The sequence below is a fragment of the Micromonospora sp. C51 genome, from assembly GCF_018070435.1.
In the GTDB taxonomy this organism is placed as follows: Bacteria; Actinomycetota; Actinomycetes; order Mycobacteriales; family Micromonosporaceae; genus Micromonospora; species Micromonospora sediminimaris.
Genome location: NZ_JAGPXQ010000011.1, coordinates 1 through 17442, shown reverse-complemented (window position 1 = coordinate 17442; position 17442 = coordinate 1). Strand labels below are relative to the sequence as shown.

At 71.2% G+C, this 17442-nt stretch carries 16 protein-coding genes; 3 read left to right on the top strand and 13 right to left on the bottom strand.

Annotated features, from left to right (window positions below; translation table 11 throughout):
* Positions 1 to 32 precede the first annotated feature (32 nt).
* Positions 33 to 1388: a hypothetical protein gene (locus tag KBX50_RS14445; protein ID WP_210937548.1), complete on the top strand. Its 1356-nt coding sequence runs from the start codon at positions 33 to 35 to the stop codon at positions 1386 to 1388.
* 97 nt (positions 1389 to 1485) lie between these two features.
* On the opposite strand, the gene KBX50_RS14440 is transcribed toward KBX50_RS14445, so the two are convergent.
* From KBX50_RS14440 to KBX50_RS14415, 6 genes are read right to left on the bottom strand one after another with little or no spacing between them, the layout of a single operon-like run.
* On the bottom strand, positions 1486 to 3528 hold the full coding sequence (locus KBX50_RS14440) for a PucR family transcriptional regulator (RefSeq protein ID WP_374224637.1): 2043 nt from the start codon (positions 3526 to 3528) through the stop codon (positions 1486 to 1488).
* Complete coding sequence (locus tag KBX50_RS14435; protein ID WP_307870955.1) at positions 3525 to 4403, bottom strand: RNA methyltransferase; 879 nt, start codon at positions 4401 to 4403, stop codon at positions 3525 to 3527. The genes KBX50_RS14440 and KBX50_RS14435 overlap by 4 nt, the downstream gene beginning before the upstream one ends.
* Before the next feature lie 37 nt (positions 4404 to 4440).
* Positions 4441 to 4827, bottom strand: a complete 387-nt coding sequence (locus KBX50_RS14430) for a VOC family protein (protein WP_170863517.1) — start codon at positions 4825 to 4827, stop codon at positions 4441 to 4443.
* Positions 4827 to 5123, bottom strand: coding sequence for a metalloregulator ArsR/SmtB family transcription factor (locus KBX50_RS14425; protein WP_307870954.1), 297 nt, complete (start codon positions 5121 to 5123; stop codon positions 4827 to 4829). Before KBX50_RS14425 ends, KBX50_RS14430 begins: the two co-directional genes overlap by 1 nt.
* A gap of 33 nt (positions 5124 to 5156) precedes the next feature.
* Positions 5157 to 5702 carry an RNA 2'-phosphotransferase gene (locus KBX50_RS14420; protein ID WP_210937545.1) on the bottom strand — a complete coding sequence of 182 codons (546 nt, stop codon included), beginning with the start codon at positions 5700 to 5702 and terminating at the stop codon, positions 5157 to 5159.
* Entirely contained in the window at positions 5699 to 6562 is an 864-nt protein-coding gene (locus tag KBX50_RS14415) for a LysR family transcriptional regulator (RefSeq protein ID WP_210937544.1), read from the bottom strand. Before KBX50_RS14415 ends, KBX50_RS14420 begins: the two co-directional genes overlap by 4 nt.
* A gap of 70 nt (positions 6563 to 6632) precedes the next feature.
* On the opposite strand from KBX50_RS14415, the gene KBX50_RS14410 reads away from it, so the two are divergent.
* Positions 6633 to 7157 (top strand): hypothetical protein, encoded by a 525-nt coding sequence (locus KBX50_RS14410; protein ID WP_210937543.1) that lies wholly within the window; start codon positions 6633 to 6635, stop codon positions 7155 to 7157.
* Between the two features lie 193 nt (positions 7158 to 7350).
* Here the strand turns inward: KBX50_RS14410 and KBX50_RS14405 are convergent, their stop codons facing one another.
* The 7 genes from KBX50_RS14405 to KBX50_RS14380 all read right to left on the bottom strand — a co-directional run bounded on the left by KBX50_RS14405 (position 7351) and on the right by KBX50_RS14380 (position 15310).
* Positions 7351 to 9591: a tetratricopeptide repeat protein gene (locus KBX50_RS14405; RefSeq protein WP_247673715.1), complete on the bottom strand. Its 2241-nt coding sequence runs from the start codon at positions 9589 to 9591 to the stop codon at positions 7351 to 7353.
* Between the two features lie 149 nt (positions 9592 to 9740).
* A complete protein-coding gene (locus tag KBX50_RS14400; RefSeq protein WP_210937542.1) occupies positions 9741 to 11198 on the bottom strand; it encodes a hypothetical protein in 1458 nt (485 codons plus the stop codon).
* Complete coding sequence (locus KBX50_RS14395; RefSeq protein WP_210937541.1) at positions 11198 to 12574, bottom strand: MFS transporter; 1377 nt, start codon at positions 12572 to 12574, stop codon at positions 11198 to 11200. Before KBX50_RS14395 ends, KBX50_RS14400 begins: the two co-directional genes overlap by 1 nt.
* Positions 12529 to 13269: a sulfotransferase family 2 domain-containing protein gene (locus tag KBX50_RS14390; protein ID WP_210937540.1), complete on the bottom strand. Its 741-nt coding sequence runs from the start codon at positions 13267 to 13269 to the stop codon at positions 12529 to 12531. Before KBX50_RS14390 ends, KBX50_RS14395 begins: the two co-directional genes overlap by 46 nt.
* Before the next feature lie 3 nt (positions 13270 to 13272).
* Entirely contained in the window at positions 13273 to 13749 is a 477-nt protein-coding gene (locus KBX50_RS14385) for a hypothetical protein (protein WP_210937539.1), read from the bottom strand.
* Positions 13750 to 13831: 82 nt separating this feature from the next.
* Positions 13832 to 13963, bottom strand: a complete 132-nt coding sequence (locus tag KBX50_RS33350) for a hypothetical protein (protein WP_275410415.1) — start codon at positions 13961 to 13963, stop codon at positions 13832 to 13834.
* A gap of 255 nt (positions 13964 to 14218) precedes the next feature.
* Positions 14219 to 15310 carry a DNA glycosylase AlkZ-like family protein gene (locus KBX50_RS14380; RefSeq protein WP_210937538.1) on the bottom strand — a complete coding sequence of 364 codons (1092 nt, stop codon included), beginning with the start codon at positions 15308 to 15310 and terminating at the stop codon, positions 14219 to 14221.
* 137 nt (positions 15311 to 15447) lie between these two features.
* Between KBX50_RS14380 and KBX50_RS14375 the strand changes: the two genes are divergently transcribed.
* On the top strand, positions 15448 to 17298 hold the full coding sequence (locus KBX50_RS14375) for a thiamine pyrophosphate-requiring protein (protein WP_210937537.1): 1851 nt from the start codon (positions 15448 to 15450) through the stop codon (positions 17296 to 17298).
* Positions 17299 to 17442: the final 144 nt, after the last annotated feature.

The following is a 17442-nucleotide window of genomic DNA, read 5'->3' as shown; positions in this document are numbered from 1 at the left end:
ACGGCCGGACGAACCAGGGCCTAGTATGGCGTGTGCTCAACACGCAGCTGGCGCGGATGGACGCGTTCACCTTCCCGTCCTACTCGATCGACCTGTCCACCGGCGAGGCGTTGTTCGACTACGCCCTGACCGGGCCCGATGGTGAGCAACGGTTCACCGAGGTGGTCACCTTGCCGGTGCCGGAGGAGTCCCCGTCGGACGCCGCCGTGGCGGCGCTGGGCCGGGTGCTGGAGCTGCTGCACGTGGTTGCCGGGGTCAGCTACTACAAGACGGCCGCGCCGGGGCAGCTGGTGCTGCCGGCACCGCTCGGCCCGGCCGCCGTCGAGTTCGTCACGGCCGTCTACACCAAGGGCCTCGCCGAGTACGCGTACCGCAACCAACTGCCGCACGTGCTGGAGCTGGCCCCACGCGTGCCCGACGGACGGGTCAAGCCGGCAGCCGAGTACGACAACTCCGACCGGCGACCGCTGTCAGCGGTCGGTGGCGGCAAGGACTCGATCGTCAGCTTGGAGGCGCTGCGCCGGGCCGGCCTCGACCCGGTGCCCTTCTCGGTCAACCCGAACCATGTGATCAACGCGGTGAACGCGGCGTCGGGGCTGCCCGCTCTCGCGGCCCGGCGACGCATCGACCCGGTGCTGTTCGAGCTGAACGCGGCCGGCGCCCGCAACGGCCACATCCCGGTCACCGCGATCAACTCGCTGATCGCGGTCGCCACGGCGGTGCTGCACGGGTTGGGCCCGGTGGTGATGTCCAACGAGCGCTCGGCGTCGGACCCGAACCTGATCTGGAACGGTCACGAGATCAACCACCAGTGGTCCAAGGGCATCGAGGCCGAGGGACTGCTGCGGGCCGCGCTCGCGGAGCACGCCGGGCTGGCCGAACCGTACTTCTCGCTGCTGCGCCCGCTGTCGGAGCTGCACATCGCCCGACTCTTCGCCGGCATCGACCGCTACGACGACGTGGTCACCAGTTGCAACGCCGCGTTCAAGCTCCGCGACGCCAGCGAGCGGTGGTGCCGGGACTGCCCCAAGTGCCGCTTCGTCTTCCTGGCCCTGGCTCCGTTCATGCCCCGCGAACGGATCACCCACATCTTCGGTGGCGACCTGCTCGCCGACTCCGCGCAGATCCCGGGCTACCGCGAACTGCTCGGCATCGACGGGCACAAGCCGTTCGAGTGCGTGGGCGAGGTGGAGGAGTCGGTGGTCGCGCTGAGCCTGCTCGCCCAGCAGCCCGACTGGCGCGACACCCCCGTCGTGACCGCCCTGGTAGCCGCCGTCCCCGACAGCGCGTGGGCGACGGCCGCCACCTCCGACACCTTCACCCCCGCCGCCGCCAACCACCACATCCCCCCCACCTACCAGAAAACCCTCCAGACCCTCACCCCCTGACCCTCACCGCGGTGATCAAGAAGTTTTGGTCCTCATTGGAGATCAAAAATGACGCAAACTTCTTGATCAACGCCGAAAGAGGGGGCGGCGGGGGTGGTCAGGGGGTGCGGATGGCGTCGAGGGCCAGTAGGGCCACGTGAAGGGAGAGGCAGGCGTCGACCGAGTCCAGGTCGACGTCGAGGATCCGGCCGATCCGGGCCAGCCGCTCGTAGAACGCCGGGCGGGACAGGTGCGCCGCCACCGCCGCCGCGGACTTGTTCCGGCCCTGCTCCAGGTAGACGCGCAGGGTGCCGAGCAGCTGCTCCCGGGGATGCTGCGCGTCGTACGCCAGGAGTGCGCCGAGTTGCCGTTCGACGAAGGTCTGCACCCGGGGCTCGTCGCGCAAAAGGTGCAGCAGCCCGGCCAACCCCACGTGCGGCAGCCGAAAGATCGGCAGGTCACGTCGGTCCCGGCGGGCCGCCTCGGCGACCTGGCGGGCCTCGATCAGTGACCGGCGTGCCTCCCGCAGGCTACCCACGCCGGACCCGGCGGCGATCAGCAGCCCGGCGATGGACCGTCGGCCAGCATCCGTCGGCGCGTCGTCGGAACGGCCGGGTGCTCCGAGACGCCCCAGCGAGTCAACCCGCCCGGACGGGTCAGCGCGCCCAGGCAGGTCACCGCCGCCCCCGGACAGGTCGGCGCGTCCCCGCAGGTCAGCGCGCCCCGGCAGGTCGGGGCGGGCCCGGCGCAGCGCGGCGGCGAAAGCGGCCAGCGCTCGATCCTCTGCGGCCGCGTCCGGCAGGGCGAGCAGGACACCCACCGTCTGGTCGTCCAGAGCACTGGTGAGCCCGGTCAGACCGGCCTCGCGCAGCGCCTGTCCGGCGGCCTCGGCGAGGTCGCGCAGCCGGGCGGGCCCGGCGTCCGGGACGTTGTCGAGCGCCTCGCCGGGGTGTCCCGGCTCGGTGAGCGGCCAACTACCCGCCGGCTGGCGATGGCGCGTGATGTCCTCGCCGCCGTCGGCACGGTGGCGGACCACCACGCCGATGAGCTGACGGCGGTCCAGCACCACACCGAGCGCCCGGGCCCGCAGGGCCACCTCGTCCACCGGCCAGGAGTGGTCGAGCAGGGCGGTGAGCAGGGTCCGGTGAAGCTGACGTTCCAGTCCCTCGGCATCCCGCCGGATCAGCCGGCCGAGGGCGAGCGTGGACGCCGCCCGCTCCACGAGGATGGCCAGCCTGGTCGGCGGTGCCGAGGGCGAGTCACCGCGCCCGGCCAGGGTCGCGACAGCCCGCCCGGGGGTCGACACCGGGGCAGACCGCCCACCGGCCGGCAACGGTTGGCCATCGGCCAGATCACCACCGGGTGGCCAGCGCAGCAGCAGCCGGCCCCAGTCCTGTCCTCGCGCGCCCACCATGGTGACCAGCCAGCCCCGGTCCGGGTCGTACGCCGTGCGCCCCTCGGGCCGGATCCGCCGGGAGTGCTGCTCCCACCCGTCCAGCAGCAGCTCGGCGCTCTCCCCCGCCGGGTCGTACGCCAGCACCTGGCGGGACAGGTTCTCCAGCACCACCGGGCAGCCGGACAGCTCGGCCGCCTGCCGGACCACCTCACCGGGATCGGCGCCCTCCACCGACAGCTCGGTGAACCGCTGGTGGATCTCCTCGGTGGCGCGCAGCTCGGTGAGCTGGGCGTCCACGATCAGGGCGTGCACCGCCTCGGTGATCCGCACGAACGGGGTGGCCCGGCGTAGTTCCACCAAGGGCAGTCCGTGGCGTTCAGCGGCGGCCACCATCACCCGGGGTACGCCGTCGTGGTAGCGCCGGCCCAACTCGACCACCAGCCCGGAGACGCCGACGCCGGCCAGGTCGCCGATGAAGGCCCGTAGTCCGGCGTCGTCGCCGGGCAGTCCGATACCCGTCGTGAGCACCAACTCGCCGCCGCCGAGCAGGGTGGCGATGTCCGGTACCTCGGCGACGTGCACCCAACGCACCCGACGGTCCAGCCCGACTTCCCCCGCGACCAGGCGTGGTGCGCCGTGGCGGACCGGATCCAGGGCGAGGACCTCACGCACGGTAGGGAACACCCGCGACACGCTACCGTCCGTGACGTGCCGGGATGCTCGCCGGTGTCGTAACAGCTGCCGGGTTGCTCGGCTGCCGCTCAGAGCGGGTCGTCGCGGCCCAGTTCCCAGCAGGCCACGGCGGTGGCGGCGGCGACGTTCAGCGAGTCCACGCCGCGTCTCATCGGGATCACCACCCGGACGTCGCTGGCCGCCATCGCCGCGCCGGTCAGTCCGGCGCCCTCGGCACCGAGCAGCAGCGCGGCCCGGGACCGCTGGGCCGGGTCCAGTCGCTGGATGGGCACCGCGTCGGGTGCCGGCGTCATCGCCAGCACGGTGAACCCGGCGGCGCGCACGTCGGCCAGCGCCGTCGGCCACGGTTCCAGCTTCGCGTACGGCACGGCGAACACCTCACCCATGCTGACCCGTACGCTGCGCCGGTAAAGCGGATCGGCGCAGGTTGGTGAGAGCAGCACGGCGTCCACCCCCAGCCCCGCCACCGCCCGGAAGATCGCCCCCAGGTTCGTATGGTTGTTGACGTCTTCGAGGATCACCACGCGACCGGCGGTGGCGATCACGTCGGCGGCGGTCGGCAGCGGCTTGCGCCGGAACGAGGCGAGCACGCCCCGGTGCACGTGGAACCCGGTCGCTTCGCGCAGCACGTCGGGGGTGGCGGCGTACACCGGGGCGTCGCCCGTGTCGAGGTCGGCCAGTTGGTCTACCCGCTTGGCGTCGACGAGGAAGGACCGGGCCGGGTAGCCGGCCCGCCGCGCCCGCCGCAGCACCAGCTCACCCTCGGCGATGAACAGGCCGTGCGGCGGCTCCCAGCGGGTACGCAGCTCCACGTCGGTGAGCGCCCGGTAGTCGGCGATCCGCTCGTCGCCGGGCTCGGTGATCAGATGGACGGGCACCCGCCGATTCTGCCGGACCGGGTGATGCCGGGGGCTGACCGGCCCGTGCCCGACCGGCACGACGGCCACGCAAGGCCGCGTCCACCGACCGAGGACGCGGGTACGGCTACTTCATGGTGGCGAGCTGGATCAGGTTGCCGCAGGTGTCGTCGAGCACGGCGGTCGCCACCGGGCCCAGGTCGGTAGCCTCCTGGGTGAACTCGACGCCCAGTTTCTTGAGTCGCTCGACCTCGGCGTACACGTCGTCGACGGCGAACGAGGTGAACGGGATGCCGTCGGCGACCAGGGCCTGCTGAAACGGACCCGTCGCCGGGTGGTTGGCCGGCTCCAGCAGCAGCTCGACCCCGTCGGGGTCGGCCGGCGAGACGACGGTCAGCCAGCGGTACTCGCCGGCGGGCATGTCGGTCTTCTTGGTGAATCCCAGCTTTTCCGTGTAGAAGGCGAGCGCCTTCGCCTGGTCGTCGACGAACACGCTTGTCACATGGATGCGGATCACGGATCTGGTGCCTCTCGGTCGATGGGCCACCGCTCGACGATCGAGCGCAGCGGGCTCGTGTCGATGTGGTGGAGCTTGTACCGGCCTTGTCGCCGGGTGCGTACCAGGCCGGCCTTTTCGAGCACCGCGAGGTGCTGTGAGATGGCCTGGCGCGAGGAGGTCAGGTTGTGCTTCACGGCCAGTCGGCCGCAGATCTCGAAGAGCGTCTGTCCGTCCCGGTCGATCAACTCGTCCAGGATCGTGCGTCGCGTCGCGTCATCAATGGCCCTGAACAGGTCACGCTCCGCGTCCACTCGCACAGTTATAGGCAAGCGTTCACTTGCCTGTCAAGCCGACTCACCGACAACAATCCAGCCGGGTGGGACGTGGCCGGTGAGCCAGACACCGCTGGCGGCCCGGTAGAAGACGAACCCGCGGCGGTGCATGCCGGCCGCGTCGACGGTCAGCACGACCGGGTCGCCACGTCGGACACCGACCGTGACGGCGGTTTCCCGGTCCACCGACAGGTGGACGTGGGTACGACCGCGTGGCAGCAGCCCCTGGGCACGGATGCCGGGCAGATGGCGGGCCACCGTGCCGTGGTAGAGCAGCGGTGGCGGCACCACGGGTTCGAGGCGCAGGTCGACGCGGATCGAGTGACCCTGCGCGGCGCGGATCCGCCCGGCGTGCAGCTCGAAACGCTGTTTGTCGGTGCCGGCGGCCAGCTCGGCCAGCGTCTGTCGGGTGACCGGACGGCCGTGTCGGGCGAGCGCGGCGAGCAGCACCTCCACGTCGACCCAGCCGCTCTCGTCGAGGGTGATGTCGACGGCGTCCGGACGGTGGCGGAGCACGTACGCGAGGAACCTGCTGGCCGAGGTTAGCCGGTCGGTCACTGGCCGGTTCCGAACTGGTCGAGCAGGTCCTGCACCACGGCCCGCCGGGGTGGCCGCCAGGTCGCCCAGTACCGGATCTCCGGCAGGCCGTGGATCGGGACCGCACGCAGACCCTCGGGAAGCCCCACACAGCCGTTGACCACGGTGGCGCCGACCCCCAACGCGGCCAGATGCACCAACAGGTCCCACCCGTCGACCTCGGCGGCGACCTGCCAGCGCACACCCGCGTCGAGCAGGGCGCGGTCCAGCGCCCTGCGGTGCGGACGCCCGGCCGGGGGTACGACGAGATCCAGACCTTCGAGATCACCGAGCCGGACCTGCCCGCGCGCGGCGAGGGGGTGCCCGTCACCGAGTACGAGCACCTGTCGGTAGGCGGCGATCTGCATGGCCTCGACCTGCCGGCCGGGCGGGTCGTGGGCGACGATGGCGAGGTCGGCCCGCCCGCTGGTGACGGCAGTGAGGGCCGCGTCCCGATCAGCCGTGATCACCTGTACCCGACGGCCCCGGTGCCCGACCCGCTGGATCGCCTCGCCGATCACCCACCGCAGGGCGCCCCGCCCGACCGCGATGGTAAGCGTCGGCGCGGACTGATGGTGCAGCTCCCGCAGGAACTCCTCGGCCCGTCGGCGGGAGTCCAGCGCGTACGCGGCGAGCCGTTCCCCCGCGACTGTCAGGGTGAGCCGGCGACCGTCGCGTTCGTACAGCTCCACGCCGAGCGCGGCGGCCAGCTTCCGGATCTTCACGTGCAGGGAGGGCTGACTGATGTGCAACTCCCGTGCGGCGGTGGTGAAGTTGCGGTGCTCGGCGAAGACCGCGAACGAGCGTAACGGGTCGGCTTCCAGCAGCTCCCGCCCATCCATAGCCTATGACTATAGGGCGGGCATCAAACAATAGTTCTGCGCGGGCTATACGCGCTGCATCCTGAACGGCATGACCAACCCGCTCCCCCGGCTCGGCATCGACATCGGCCGGGTCATCATCGACGGCCCCGCCCACCCGGGCGGCGGCGACACCGCATTCTTCAGCGGAGACGAGGCGACCATGCTGGCCACCCCCGAGGTGCCCGGTGCCGTCGACACCATCGCCCGCCTCGTCACCCTGTTCGGCGGCCGGGTATGGCTGATCTCCAAATGCGGCCCGCGCGTCCAGGCCCGTACCCTGCGCTGGCTCGCCGCCCACGACTTCCACCGGCGCAGCGGCGTCCCGCACGACCACGTCCGGTTCTGCAGGGCGCGGGCCGACAAGCGGGCCCACTGCCTCGACCTCACCCTCACCCACTTTGTCGACGACCATCGCGAGGTGCACGCCGCCATCCGGGGAACCGTCGCCCATCAGTACTTCTTCGGGCCCCAGCGCCATCCGGTGCCCGGCTACGGCCGACCCGCGCCCACCTGGGCCGATGTCGAACGCCACATCGTCGGCTCGCTACCTACCGCGAGCCCGGCCCGCCGGTAGGACACCAACGGCGTGTCAGGCCGGCAGGCCGGCCGGTCGCACTCACGGGTTACGGGATCTCGTGCCTTCCCGCTCCGCCGACACCCCAGGATGCCGCAACCCGGGCGCGGCAGCGGGAGCCGGGAGCGCCCGCCGCGACCCGGGCGCGGCAGCGGGAACCGGGAGCGGGTCCGCCGACGAGCGGGCCGAGTGGTCAGCGGGGTGACAGGCGCGCCAGGGCGCGGTGGGCATGCTCGGCCGCCGGGTCACCGAGATCGTCGAGGATCTGCGCCGCCCGTCGCCAGGCGTCGACGGCGCGGGTGACGTCGCCGGTCGCCTCGCGCGCCTCGCCGAGCCGCTGAAGCGTCTCGGCCTCGTGGTAGCGGTCTGCGGACTCCCGGAACAGCGCGATGGCCTCCTCGTAGCAGTCGGCCGCCCGATCGTGCTCGCCCAACCGGGCATGGGCGAAACCCAGGCTGTCCAACGTCGCTGCCTGACCGTTGCGGTCGCCGCTCGCGCGTTGCTGAGCGAGGGCCTCGGTGCAGCTCTCGATCGCACGTGGGTAGTCCCCGGTGGCGGCGTAGAGCCAGCCGACCGCGTTCAGGGCTCGGGCTTCTCCGGCGCGGTTGCCGACCGACCGGTACAGCCGTAGCGCTTCCTGACCGTGGCGCAACCCTTCCTCGGGTCGCCCCCGCATGTAACAGACCTCGGCGTGGTTGTGCAGCGTCAGCGCCTGGCCGGTCGGGTCGTCGAGTCGCCGGTGCAGGTCCAGGGCGCGCAGCAGCTGCTTCTCCGCCGCGTCGAGGTCGCCGAGGCGGGTCTCCGCGCGGGACAGCAGCCGGTTTGCCACGGCCTGACCGGCGAGATCGTCGACGCGTTCGGCCGCAGCGAGGGCGACCTGTTGGGCCGCCCGTTGATCCTGCCAGAGCCCATGCGGGGCGAAAAACGTGGTCAACGCCCAGGCCAACTGCCAGGCGTACGCCTCGAAGCCGGTTTCCGCGGCCTGGCGCACCGCCCGCAGCAGCACCTGGTGCTCCGCCAGGAACCAGCAGAGCGCCGCGTCATGGTCCTCCGCCGGCGACCTGACGTTCGACAGCACCGCGGGGACCGGATCGATCGCCGGCCACTGTGGCTGGAGCAGCACCGCCGCCGGGTAGGAACTGTGCAGGTAGTAGTCGAACAGCCGGTGACGTGCCTCCCGTGACTCGTCGGCCTCACCGGCGGTTCGGGTCAGTTCGGCCGCGTACGCCCGGAGCAGGTCATGGAAGGCGTACCGGCCGGGCACATGCTCGGCCAGCAGGTGCAGCCGGGTCAGCTCCCGCAACGACGACCCGACGCTCGCCGCGGTCTCGCCGGTGAGGGCCGCCGCGGCCTCGGCGGTCAGATCCGGGCCGGGGTGTAGCCCCAGCAGGCGGAACAGGCGGGCTGCGGGCCGGCTCAGCGCCAGGTAGGACCAGGAGAAGACGGCTCGTACGTCGCCGTCGGCCAGCGCGTCCAGCATGGCCTCGTCGGGACGCAGGCTGGCGGCGAAGGAGTCGAGCGGAAAGCCGGGGTGCAACGCCATCCGTGCCGCCACGATCGACAACGCGAGCGGCAGCCGGCCGGTCGAGTCGATGATGTCCGCCGCGGCGGCGGGCTCGGCGACCAGCCGACGGACGCCGAGCCGACTGGCGAGCAGACTCATCGACTCGGTGCTGGTGAGCACGTTCAGCCGGATCGGTTGGGCGCCTTCCGCCGCGATCAACCCGGACAGCTCGTCCCGGCTGGTCACCACGACCACGCAGCCACCGGCACCGGGCAGCAGCGGCCGCACCTGCGCCGTGTCGCGCGCGTTGTCCAGCACCAGCAGCATGCGACGGTCGGCCAGCAGGCTGCGGTGCAGGCCGACGCGGGCCTCCAGGCTGGCCGGTATGCCGGTGGTCGGCACGCCGAGCGCTTCGAGGAAGCTGCGGAGGGCGTCGCTCGGATCGACGACATCGGCCTCGTCGTAGCCGCGGAGATTGACGTAGAGCTGGCCTTCGGGGAACCAGCCGGCAGCCCGGTGCGCCCAGTGCAGGGCGAGCGCGGTCTTGCCGACCCCGGCCATCCCGGAGATCGTGAAGATGGCCACCGCCGTCCGCTCCGCCGATTCCGGATGGCGACCGGCGTCGAGGGTCTCCAGTTCGGCGCAGCGGCCGACGAAGCCCGGTACCGCCAGCGGCAGTTGCTGCGGCCGATCCCCCTCCGGCCCGGTCAGGTCGGGGTCGGCGGCGTGGATGAAGTGGACCCGGTCGGCGGCGGACAGGTTGAACGCTTCGGCGAGCAGCCGGACCGTCGACGCGCGCGGTCGGGCCACCCGCCCGCTCTCCACGTCCCGGATGCTGCGTACGGCCAGGCCGGTGGCGGCCGCGACATCCTCCTGGGTCAGCCCGAGCCGTCGCCGGTGGGCCGTCACCATCTGACTAAACCGGGCCATGCCCATCCACTCATGGCCTAGCGGTCCGAAGTGGACCGGTCAGCCTCTCGACGGGGAAATGGATGTCCGGTGATGGTTTCTACTGGATGGCGTTGCCATTGTCGAGCCGTGGCCCGACGGCCGGGATGGCCGACGGGCAAGCGCCGTGGTCAGGGGTTGGTCATGCTGTCGGCGAGGTTCTCCGCAACCGCGTTCAGGCTCATCGGCGGTGCGGCCCATCGGTCGATCGCCTCGACCGCGGTGTGGGTGACCCCCACCCGCCAGTGCTCGCGCAGCCACCGTCCGGCCCGTGGATCCCCCGGCCAGTCCGGCCCGATCTCGTGCGTGAGCAGCCCGCCGATGGAGGTGCCGAACTCCCAGGAGCGCAGGCGGGTGGCGCTGACGAAATCGCCGCAGAGGACGTCCAGATACTCGATCGGCCCAGGTCGCGCGCCGAGGTGCTCGGCCATCAGCTGGTCGTACCGGGACCGTAGTTCCGGTGGAGCGGCCGGACGGCGGGCGGCGTCGACGGCGAAGAGCAGCCGAACGCACTGGGCACGGGTGACGATCAACAGTCGTTGTGCGGTGTCATGGGCCAGGGCCGTCGCGGTGCGGCCGGGGAACGAGCGGTTCAGCCAACCGTGGTGCAGGAAGATGTTCTCGGTGACCACGCCCCAGCCCTCGACAAGTCCCTCGTCGCCCATCCGGCGTCCGTCGACGGGCAGTTCCGGGCCGGTGTACGCGAAGTGCAGCGCATGCCCGACCTCGTGGAACAGGGGCCGGCAGTCACCCACGCCGCCAACGGCCGACACGGCGACGACGATGTCGTCGGGAACCCGCACCGGCAGGCAGTACGCGCCGGGCACCTTGCCGGGGCGGGCTTCCAGGTCGAGTCGGATCCGGGGGGCGAACTCCAGCCCCAGCTCGCCGACCAGGGCGTGCAGCAACGGCAGGCAGGTCGCCAGGTCGACCGGGTCGGCGAAGGTGGTGCGAGCCGCGCCGATGAGCTGGGCGACCGTGAACGAGCCGGCGGCGAACCGGGGACGCCGGATCGACTCGTACCGCTCCCGGGTCGCGTCGAGGAATGCCCGCGCCTCACGCTCCAACCGGCAGAGGTCATGTCGCTGTACCCGGTCGGCGTAGTCGATCAGGTCCCGGTAGCCGGCCGCCGTGACGACGGCCAACTGCCGCTGTTGCAACTCCAGCCACAGCGGAGCGATCTCGCGGTCGTACAGCTCGTGCAGACGGTGCTGCGGGACCGTCACGTCGCCGGACGCGATTGCGCGACGTCGGGCCCGGGCGAGATCGACTCGTGCGCCGTTCGCGTCGGTGACGGTGACCGCCTTCTCCCGTTCGGCGATACGGGCACGCAGCGGGGTGGTTTCCGCCTCGATCAGCGCCTGGAGCACCAGCGCGACGAAGGGCCGACCGGCATCCTCCGCGATGCCGGCGGCCCGCAACGCGCTGGCCGTCTCCGGCCGGAACACCTCCGGCCACGCCGCGTGGATCTTCGCCGGTTCGAACGTGGTGGCCTCGCCGAGGCAGTACCGCGCCTCGGCGGCGGCAAGCGTGTCCAGGATCGTGGCAACCGGGGGCCGCAGCGACTCGATCAGGGGGTGGGTATTCATCAGGATGACCCTTCTGCTTGCGCCCGCTCTGCCTGCGCCCGCCGTGACAGCATCGCGATCGCCACGGCGACCGGGACACCGGCCAGCATCAGTAGCTTGTAGGCGTCGAGGTGGATCGGGCCGTACGAGGCGGCCCCGAGGGTGGCGGTCACGGCCAGCACCGCGCCGCCGGCCGCCGAGTAGAGCTGAAGCTTGGACGAGGCGATCACGTCGCGCAGCGTGAACATCGCCCGAGAGTGGTTGTCCGGCACGGCGTCGTACCAGGTGGTCAGGTTGGCGTTGCCGTAGCCGGCGGCACAGACCGCGGACACCACGACGATGCCGGCGAAGCAGGCGACGCTCGCCCCACTCGCCGCGCCCTCGGTCGTCGGCACGAAAACCCACGCCAGGCGGGCGAGCACCGTCCCGGCCATGGTGTAGACGATGAGGCGGTACGTGCCGACCCGGTGCGCGGCCCGGCTCCAGGCCAGCAGGCTGATCGGCGCGGCCAGTCCGCGTACGGCGAGGATCACCGCCACGGTGCCGGCGGGGATGCCGAGGTGCAGCACGGCGTAGATCGCCAGCAGCGGCGTCACCAGCACCGTGTCGAGAAGAAAGATCACGCTGAGCCGGCGGAGCGGACCGTCGGCGACCAGACCGGTGGCGGCGGCGCGCAGCTCGCCCAGGGCCTGGGGGTGCGCGCCGCCCGGCACCGGCGTGCGTGGCAGGCCTCCCAGCGTCGTGATCGACACGACCAGCAGCACCGCCAGCACCCCGAGCAGGATGCGGTACTCGTTGCGATCGACGACGGCGCCCGCCAGCAGGCCGAAGCCGAGCAGCAGCACCACGTTCAGGAGCTGGGTGGCGAACTGCATCCGGGCGACGAACCGTGGCCGGCGATTGGACGGCACCAGTGCCCGCATCCACGGGTGCCACGCCACGCCCCAGCTGACCGAGATCGCCACCTCGATGGCGAGCAGCACCGCCACGAACGCCGCGAACACCGCCGCCGTCCCCCACCGGCTCAGCTCCGGTACCGCGGCCAACAGCACTAGCAACAGCAGTACGCCCGCGTAGCCGAACCGCATCGTCCGCCGGAAGCCGAGACGCCGGGGCAACCGCACCGCGAGCAGCTGCGCGGGCACGCTCAGCACCAGCAACCCCAACGCCGTCCCCACCTGCGCCGGCGTGAGGCCGAGGGTCTGCACGCCGTACAACTGGACGAGGTCAGCGCTGAGCCGGCCGGTGGCGAAGCAGAGTGGAACGATGACCATGTTCGCCACGATGGCGAGGCGTTCGACGCGCGGCTCGCCGGGCGGGGCGAGGCTGGCCGGGGTGGACGTGCCGCCGGTCAGTTCCCCCCGAGAACCGACGGCAGGTAGCTTCGCGTCAACCATTTGTAAAGTTCCATATCCCGGGTGTTCGCGGCACGGAAGGTGTCGACGGCCTCGGCCGGCAGCAGCCGATGGTCGTCACGGTCGCCGCTGTTCAGGTGGAACGTGGCCGGCCGTTTCCAGGACAACATCTCGCCGAGCCGGGCCTGGCACTCGGCGAACCGCTCGACCGTGCCGACGAAAGCGAAATGCTCCTCGACGGCCTTCATCGCCAGCGCCAGGTCGTCGTCGGTGGTCTCGACGTTCGTCGTACCGGACAGGAAGCGAACCTGGTCGTCACGGAACTGCAGCGGCAGCCCGGCCACGCCGTCAGGCAACCCGGCCTGGAGTGCGGCCCAGAGATTACCGGTGTCCCGCTTGCGATACGCCCAGTACCAGTAGGAGACGCAACGGTCGACCGGATCGCGCAGCATGGTGACGTACCGGACCGGTCGATCGATCCTGCGGTGGATGCCGACCGGCAGATTGAGCGCGATGGCGTCGTGGCGGTGCCGGTCCTCGGCGATCTCCGAGACGATCTGCCGCACATCCTCATCGGGGCTGTCGACGGTCTTGGCCCCCGGCCCCCCGTTGCTTCTCCGGCCGGACACGAGGTACTGCCGGAACCGGCCGGGGTAGTTGTTCAGCAACGCCTCGATGATGCTGTTGCCGGCGTTCTTGTTGATGTGGACGTAGCACAACAGCGGGTCGGACGTCACCGTCTACTCCACGAAATCGTAAATGTACTCGCCGAATTCGGCGTGGTACCGGTCCTGGGTCTGCTGCCAGGCGTTCGACAGGTTCGTCCGGTCGGCCGGCCCGCGGGTGCCGAAGTAGGGAAAATGGTGGAAGTAGTAACCGAAGATCCGGTCACAATGGGCGAAGTACGCGTGCGTGTCGAGGATGTGGCCGTGCCAGAACTCGTCGATGTCGATGTGCGGCGGCAACAGTTCACCCTCGTACCGGCGACGCAGGTACAGCCAGTTCTTGTAGAGCCGCTCGTAGTAGTCCGCGCGCGCCGGGCTCCATTCGCTGCCCAGCACGTCGCGTCCCTGGGTGAGCCGGTGCTTGAGCGGCCCGAAGTCGATGGCGTCGATGTACCGCCGCACCTCCTCGAGGTCGGCGATCCGATTGGCGGAGGTGTCGTGGGGAACCTCCCAGCGAAGTTCCTCGGCGGGTTTGACGACGATTTCGGTCATGTCGCAGCCAATCTCGATCGGTCGAATCGATTGTGCGGTGGTGGTCCGGGCCGGCGATGCCGGCCCGGACCACCGATTCGCGTCAGACAGCCTGGTCGCAGCACATCACGCGGGTCGACGGCTGACGGACCTCGGCGGCCTCGGCCGAGTCCTCGACCTCGGGGGTGGCCTGCTCGGTGATTTCGGTCTCCACGACCTCAGTGATCTCCGACATTGCGCTCTCCCTTCCTGATGCCCGCACCGAGGTCGCTGACCGATCGGCACGAACAGGTGTTGGATGGCCCGTTGCGAGTGGGTCCCGTTGATAGAAATGTCACCCGCAGCGGTTACCAGGAACGCTATTTACACGACCTGGGCTCATCCAGGAGATTGACCGGCAGTTGACCGGCAGGTCCGGGTGGGACCGCCGCGTACCCAAGCGGTCAGGCAGGCACAGCGGCCGGGACGGCCGGCGCGATCCTGGCGACGGCTACGATCCCTGGGCTCGGGTGGTGGTCAGACCCAGCCAGGTGGCGAGAGCCTCGATTTCGCCGTCGACCTCGGCGGTCATCGCCCGGGTGAAAGGGACGTCCTCGTGCAGGGCGTTGACGGTGAGGACGCCCGCCTTGCGGTCGGCGGTCGCGTCCAGCTTGCCGACGAGCCGGTCATGATGGAGTACGGGCAGGGCGAAGTAGCCCCACCGGCGCTTGTCCCGGGGCTTGTACATCTCCAGGAGATACTCGTAGCCGAACAACTGCTCGGTGCGTACCCGGTCGTGGATCAGCCGGTCGAACGGCGACAACAGCGCGGTGCGCCCCTCGAACGGCAGCCCGAGGTACGCCGGCTCGACCCGCCACGTCCCCGGTACGCCCTCGACCACGGCCTCCTCCCCCGCGGCGCCGACGAACGGCGACTCCCCCGGGGTCAGCGTCCCACCGGACCGGGCGATGCCCAGTGCGGCGAGCCGACGCTCGTCGCGCAGCCGGGCCGCCTCGTCCGGATCGAGGTCGGGCAGGTCGACCGGGTACACCCGCTCGGGGAGATCCCAGTAGCGCTGCCGCCCCTTGCGGCCGGAGATCGCCACCTGGCCGTACCGAGCCAGCAGTTCGAGCATCTTGGTGACGTTGCGGTTGTTGGTCCAGCCACTCGACGGCCACGGCACCACGCTGGTGTCGGGGATGTCCCGGGACAACAGTGGTCCCCTCGCCGCCAAGGCCGCCAGGATGTCCCGGCGAAACGACGCGTTCTGCTCCAGCCAGGCTCGGGCGGCCGGATGGGTCGCGGCGCGGGCCTCGGCGATCACGGCGGGCAGGTCGCCCGGCGTCCGGATGTAGGCGACGGTCTCGACCAGGCTGCGCTCGACCTCGATCGCCCTGGTCAGGTGCGCGGGGTCGTAGGCCGGACCGAGCCGGCTCCACAGCACGAGATCGGCGCTGGGCGCGATGGCCGCCGTGGGGTCGAGCTGCAGAATCGTGAGGCGCTCGACGACCTCCACCAGGTTGTTCGGGCGCGGCTCGGCGAGCAGTTGGGCGTGGATCGCGACCCGCCGGGCTTCGTCCCGCGTCAGTCGATGAGCGACCATTCCGCGACCCTAGCGGACCGACCGACGCTCGAGATCCGCGCACTTTCGGGGATATCGCTGCCTCCGGCACCTGCGACGCCGCAGCATCAGGGAAGTTGCGGCGGAGTGCCGGTGGCCCGGCCGGAAAGGCGATTCAGGTGAGCGCAGAGCATGTCGGCACGCTCGTGCCGGGCGATCCGTGGCCGTTGCCGCGTGGCGCCAGCGTCGCGGACCACGTCGTGCAGCGGCTCGCCTGCTGGGGCGTACGCCGTTACTTCGGCTTTCCCGGCGACGGCATCAACGGGATGACCTCGGCCCTGCAACGCACAAACGAGCAGGTGCAGTTCGTCCAGGTGCGACACGAGGAGACCGCCGGGTTCGCCGCGTCGGCGCACGTCAAATACGGCGGTGGGCCGCTCGGCGCGGTGCTGGTGACAAGTGGTCCCGGTGCCATCCACGCGCTCAACGGTCTCTACGACGCGAAACTGGATCATCAGCCGGTGGTCGCCCTGGTCGGGCACACCGCGCTCACCGCCGAGGGGGGCGGCTACTACCAGGAGGTGGACCTGCTCGCCCTCTACAAGGACGTTGCGGCGGCGTTCCTGGCCCAGCTCGACCACCCGTCCCAGGTACGCCACCTGGTGGACCGGGCGTGCCGGACCGCGCTGGCCCGGCGTACCGTCACCGCCCTGGTGCTGCCGCTCGACGTGCAGGACCTGCCGGCGGTGCCCAACCCGCCGCACGCGCACGGCTTCTACCACACCAGCAGTGTGCCGAGCAGCGGTCCGACGGTGCCGCCGGAGGCGGACATCCGGCACGCCGCCGAGGTGCTGAGCAGCGGCGAGCGGGTGGCCATGCTGGTCGGCCAGGGCGCGCTCGGTGCGGAGAACGAGGTACGCGAGATCGCCCACCGTCTCGGCGCGGGCGTGGCCACGGCGCTGCTCGGGTTCACCGCCGTGGACCACCGCGAGCCGTGGGTGACCGGCGCCATCGGCCTGCTCGGCACCCGGCCCAGCTGGCAGCTGATGAACCAGTGCGACCGGCTGCTCATCGTCGGCAGCAACATGCCGTACTCGGAGTTCTACCCGCCTCCCGGGCAGGCGCGGGCGGTGCAGATCGACCATGACGGCACCCAGCTCGGTCTGCGCTACCCGACGGAGGTGAACCTGACCGGCGACGCCGCACCGACCCTGCGGGCGCTGCTGGCCGCACTCGGCCCCGGACCGGGCCCGACCCGCTGGCGGGAGACCATCGCCGGGGCCACCGCCGCGTGGCGGCAGTCGCAGCGGGAACTGGCCGAGCAGGATGCCCGCCCGGTCAACCCGCAGCTGCTCTTCGCCAGCCTCAGCGAACGCCTGCCCGACGACGTGATGCTCGCCGTCGACTGCGGCACGACCACCGCCTGGTACGCCCGGCACGTCAAGGTGCGTCCGGGGATGCTGGCCAGCCTGTCCGGCACCCTGCTGTCCATGGGCGGCGCCATGCCGTACGCGCTGGCAGCCAAGTTCGCGCACCCGGACCGTCCGCTGGTGGCTCTGATCGGCGACGGCGCGATGCAGATGAACGGGGTCAACGAGCTGATCACGGTGGCGAAGTACTGGCAGAGCTGGGCCGATCCCCGGTTCGTGGTGCTGGTGCTCAACAACCGGGATCTGGCCTTCGTCAGCTGGGAACAGCGCTCCATCGAGGGCACCCCGATGTTCCCGGACAGCCAACAGCTGCCGGACATCGCGTACCACCGCTGGGGTGAGGTGCTGGGGCTGCGCGGCGAGCTGGTCGACCGCCCGGACCAGGTGGCCGACGTCTGGGACCGGGCCCTGCGCGCCGACCGGCCGACGGTGATCAACGCGCTGGTCGACCCCGCCGAGCTGATGATGCCCCCACACTTCACCACCGAACAGGCCCGCAAGACCGCCGCCGCGGTGCTGCGCGGCGACACCGACTGGGCCGGCATCATCCGCCGCGGCATCCCCAGCGTCGTAACCACCTACCGCCCCCGCCGCCCCTAACCCACCCCGTCCCCACCCACCCACCCCACCCCACTTCGCCCTGTTGATCATGAGGTTAGCGGCACTCATGGAGATCGAACTTGCCGCCAACCTCATGATCAACGCGGTGGGGGTGGGGGTGGGGGTGGGACCTCGGGGTGGGGG

Coding starts and splice junctions, on each gene's coding strand:
- KBX50_RS14415 (WP_210937544.1), bottom strand. CDS start 6,562: ATGGATGGGCGGGAGCTGCTGGAAGCCGACCCGTTACGCTCGTTCGCG.
- KBX50_RS14410 (WP_210937543.1), top strand. CDS start 6,633: ATGACCAACCCGCTCCCCCGGCTCGGCATCGACATCGGCCGGGTCATC.
- KBX50_RS14405 (WP_247673715.1), bottom strand. CDS start 9,591: ATGGCCCGGTTTAGTCAGATGGTGACGGCCCACCGGCGACGGCTCGGG.
- KBX50_RS14400 (WP_210937542.1), bottom strand. CDS start 11,198: ATGAATACCCACCCCCTGATCGAGTCGCTGCGGCCCCCGGTTGCCACG.
- KBX50_RS14395 (WP_210937541.1), bottom strand. CDS start 12,574: ATGGTTGACGCGAAGCTACCTGCCGTCGGTTCTCGGGGGGAACTGACC.
- KBX50_RS14385 (WP_210937539.1), bottom strand. CDS start 13,749: ATGACCGAAATCGTCGTCAAACCCGCCGAGGAACTTCGCTGGGAGGTT.
- KBX50_RS33350 (WP_275410415.1), bottom strand. CDS start 13,963: ATGTCGGAGATCACTGAGGTCGTGGAGACCGAAATCACCGAGCAGGCC.
- KBX50_RS14380 (WP_210937538.1), bottom strand. CDS start 15,310: ATGGTCGCTCATCGACTGACGCGGGACGAAGCCCGGCGGGTCGCGATC.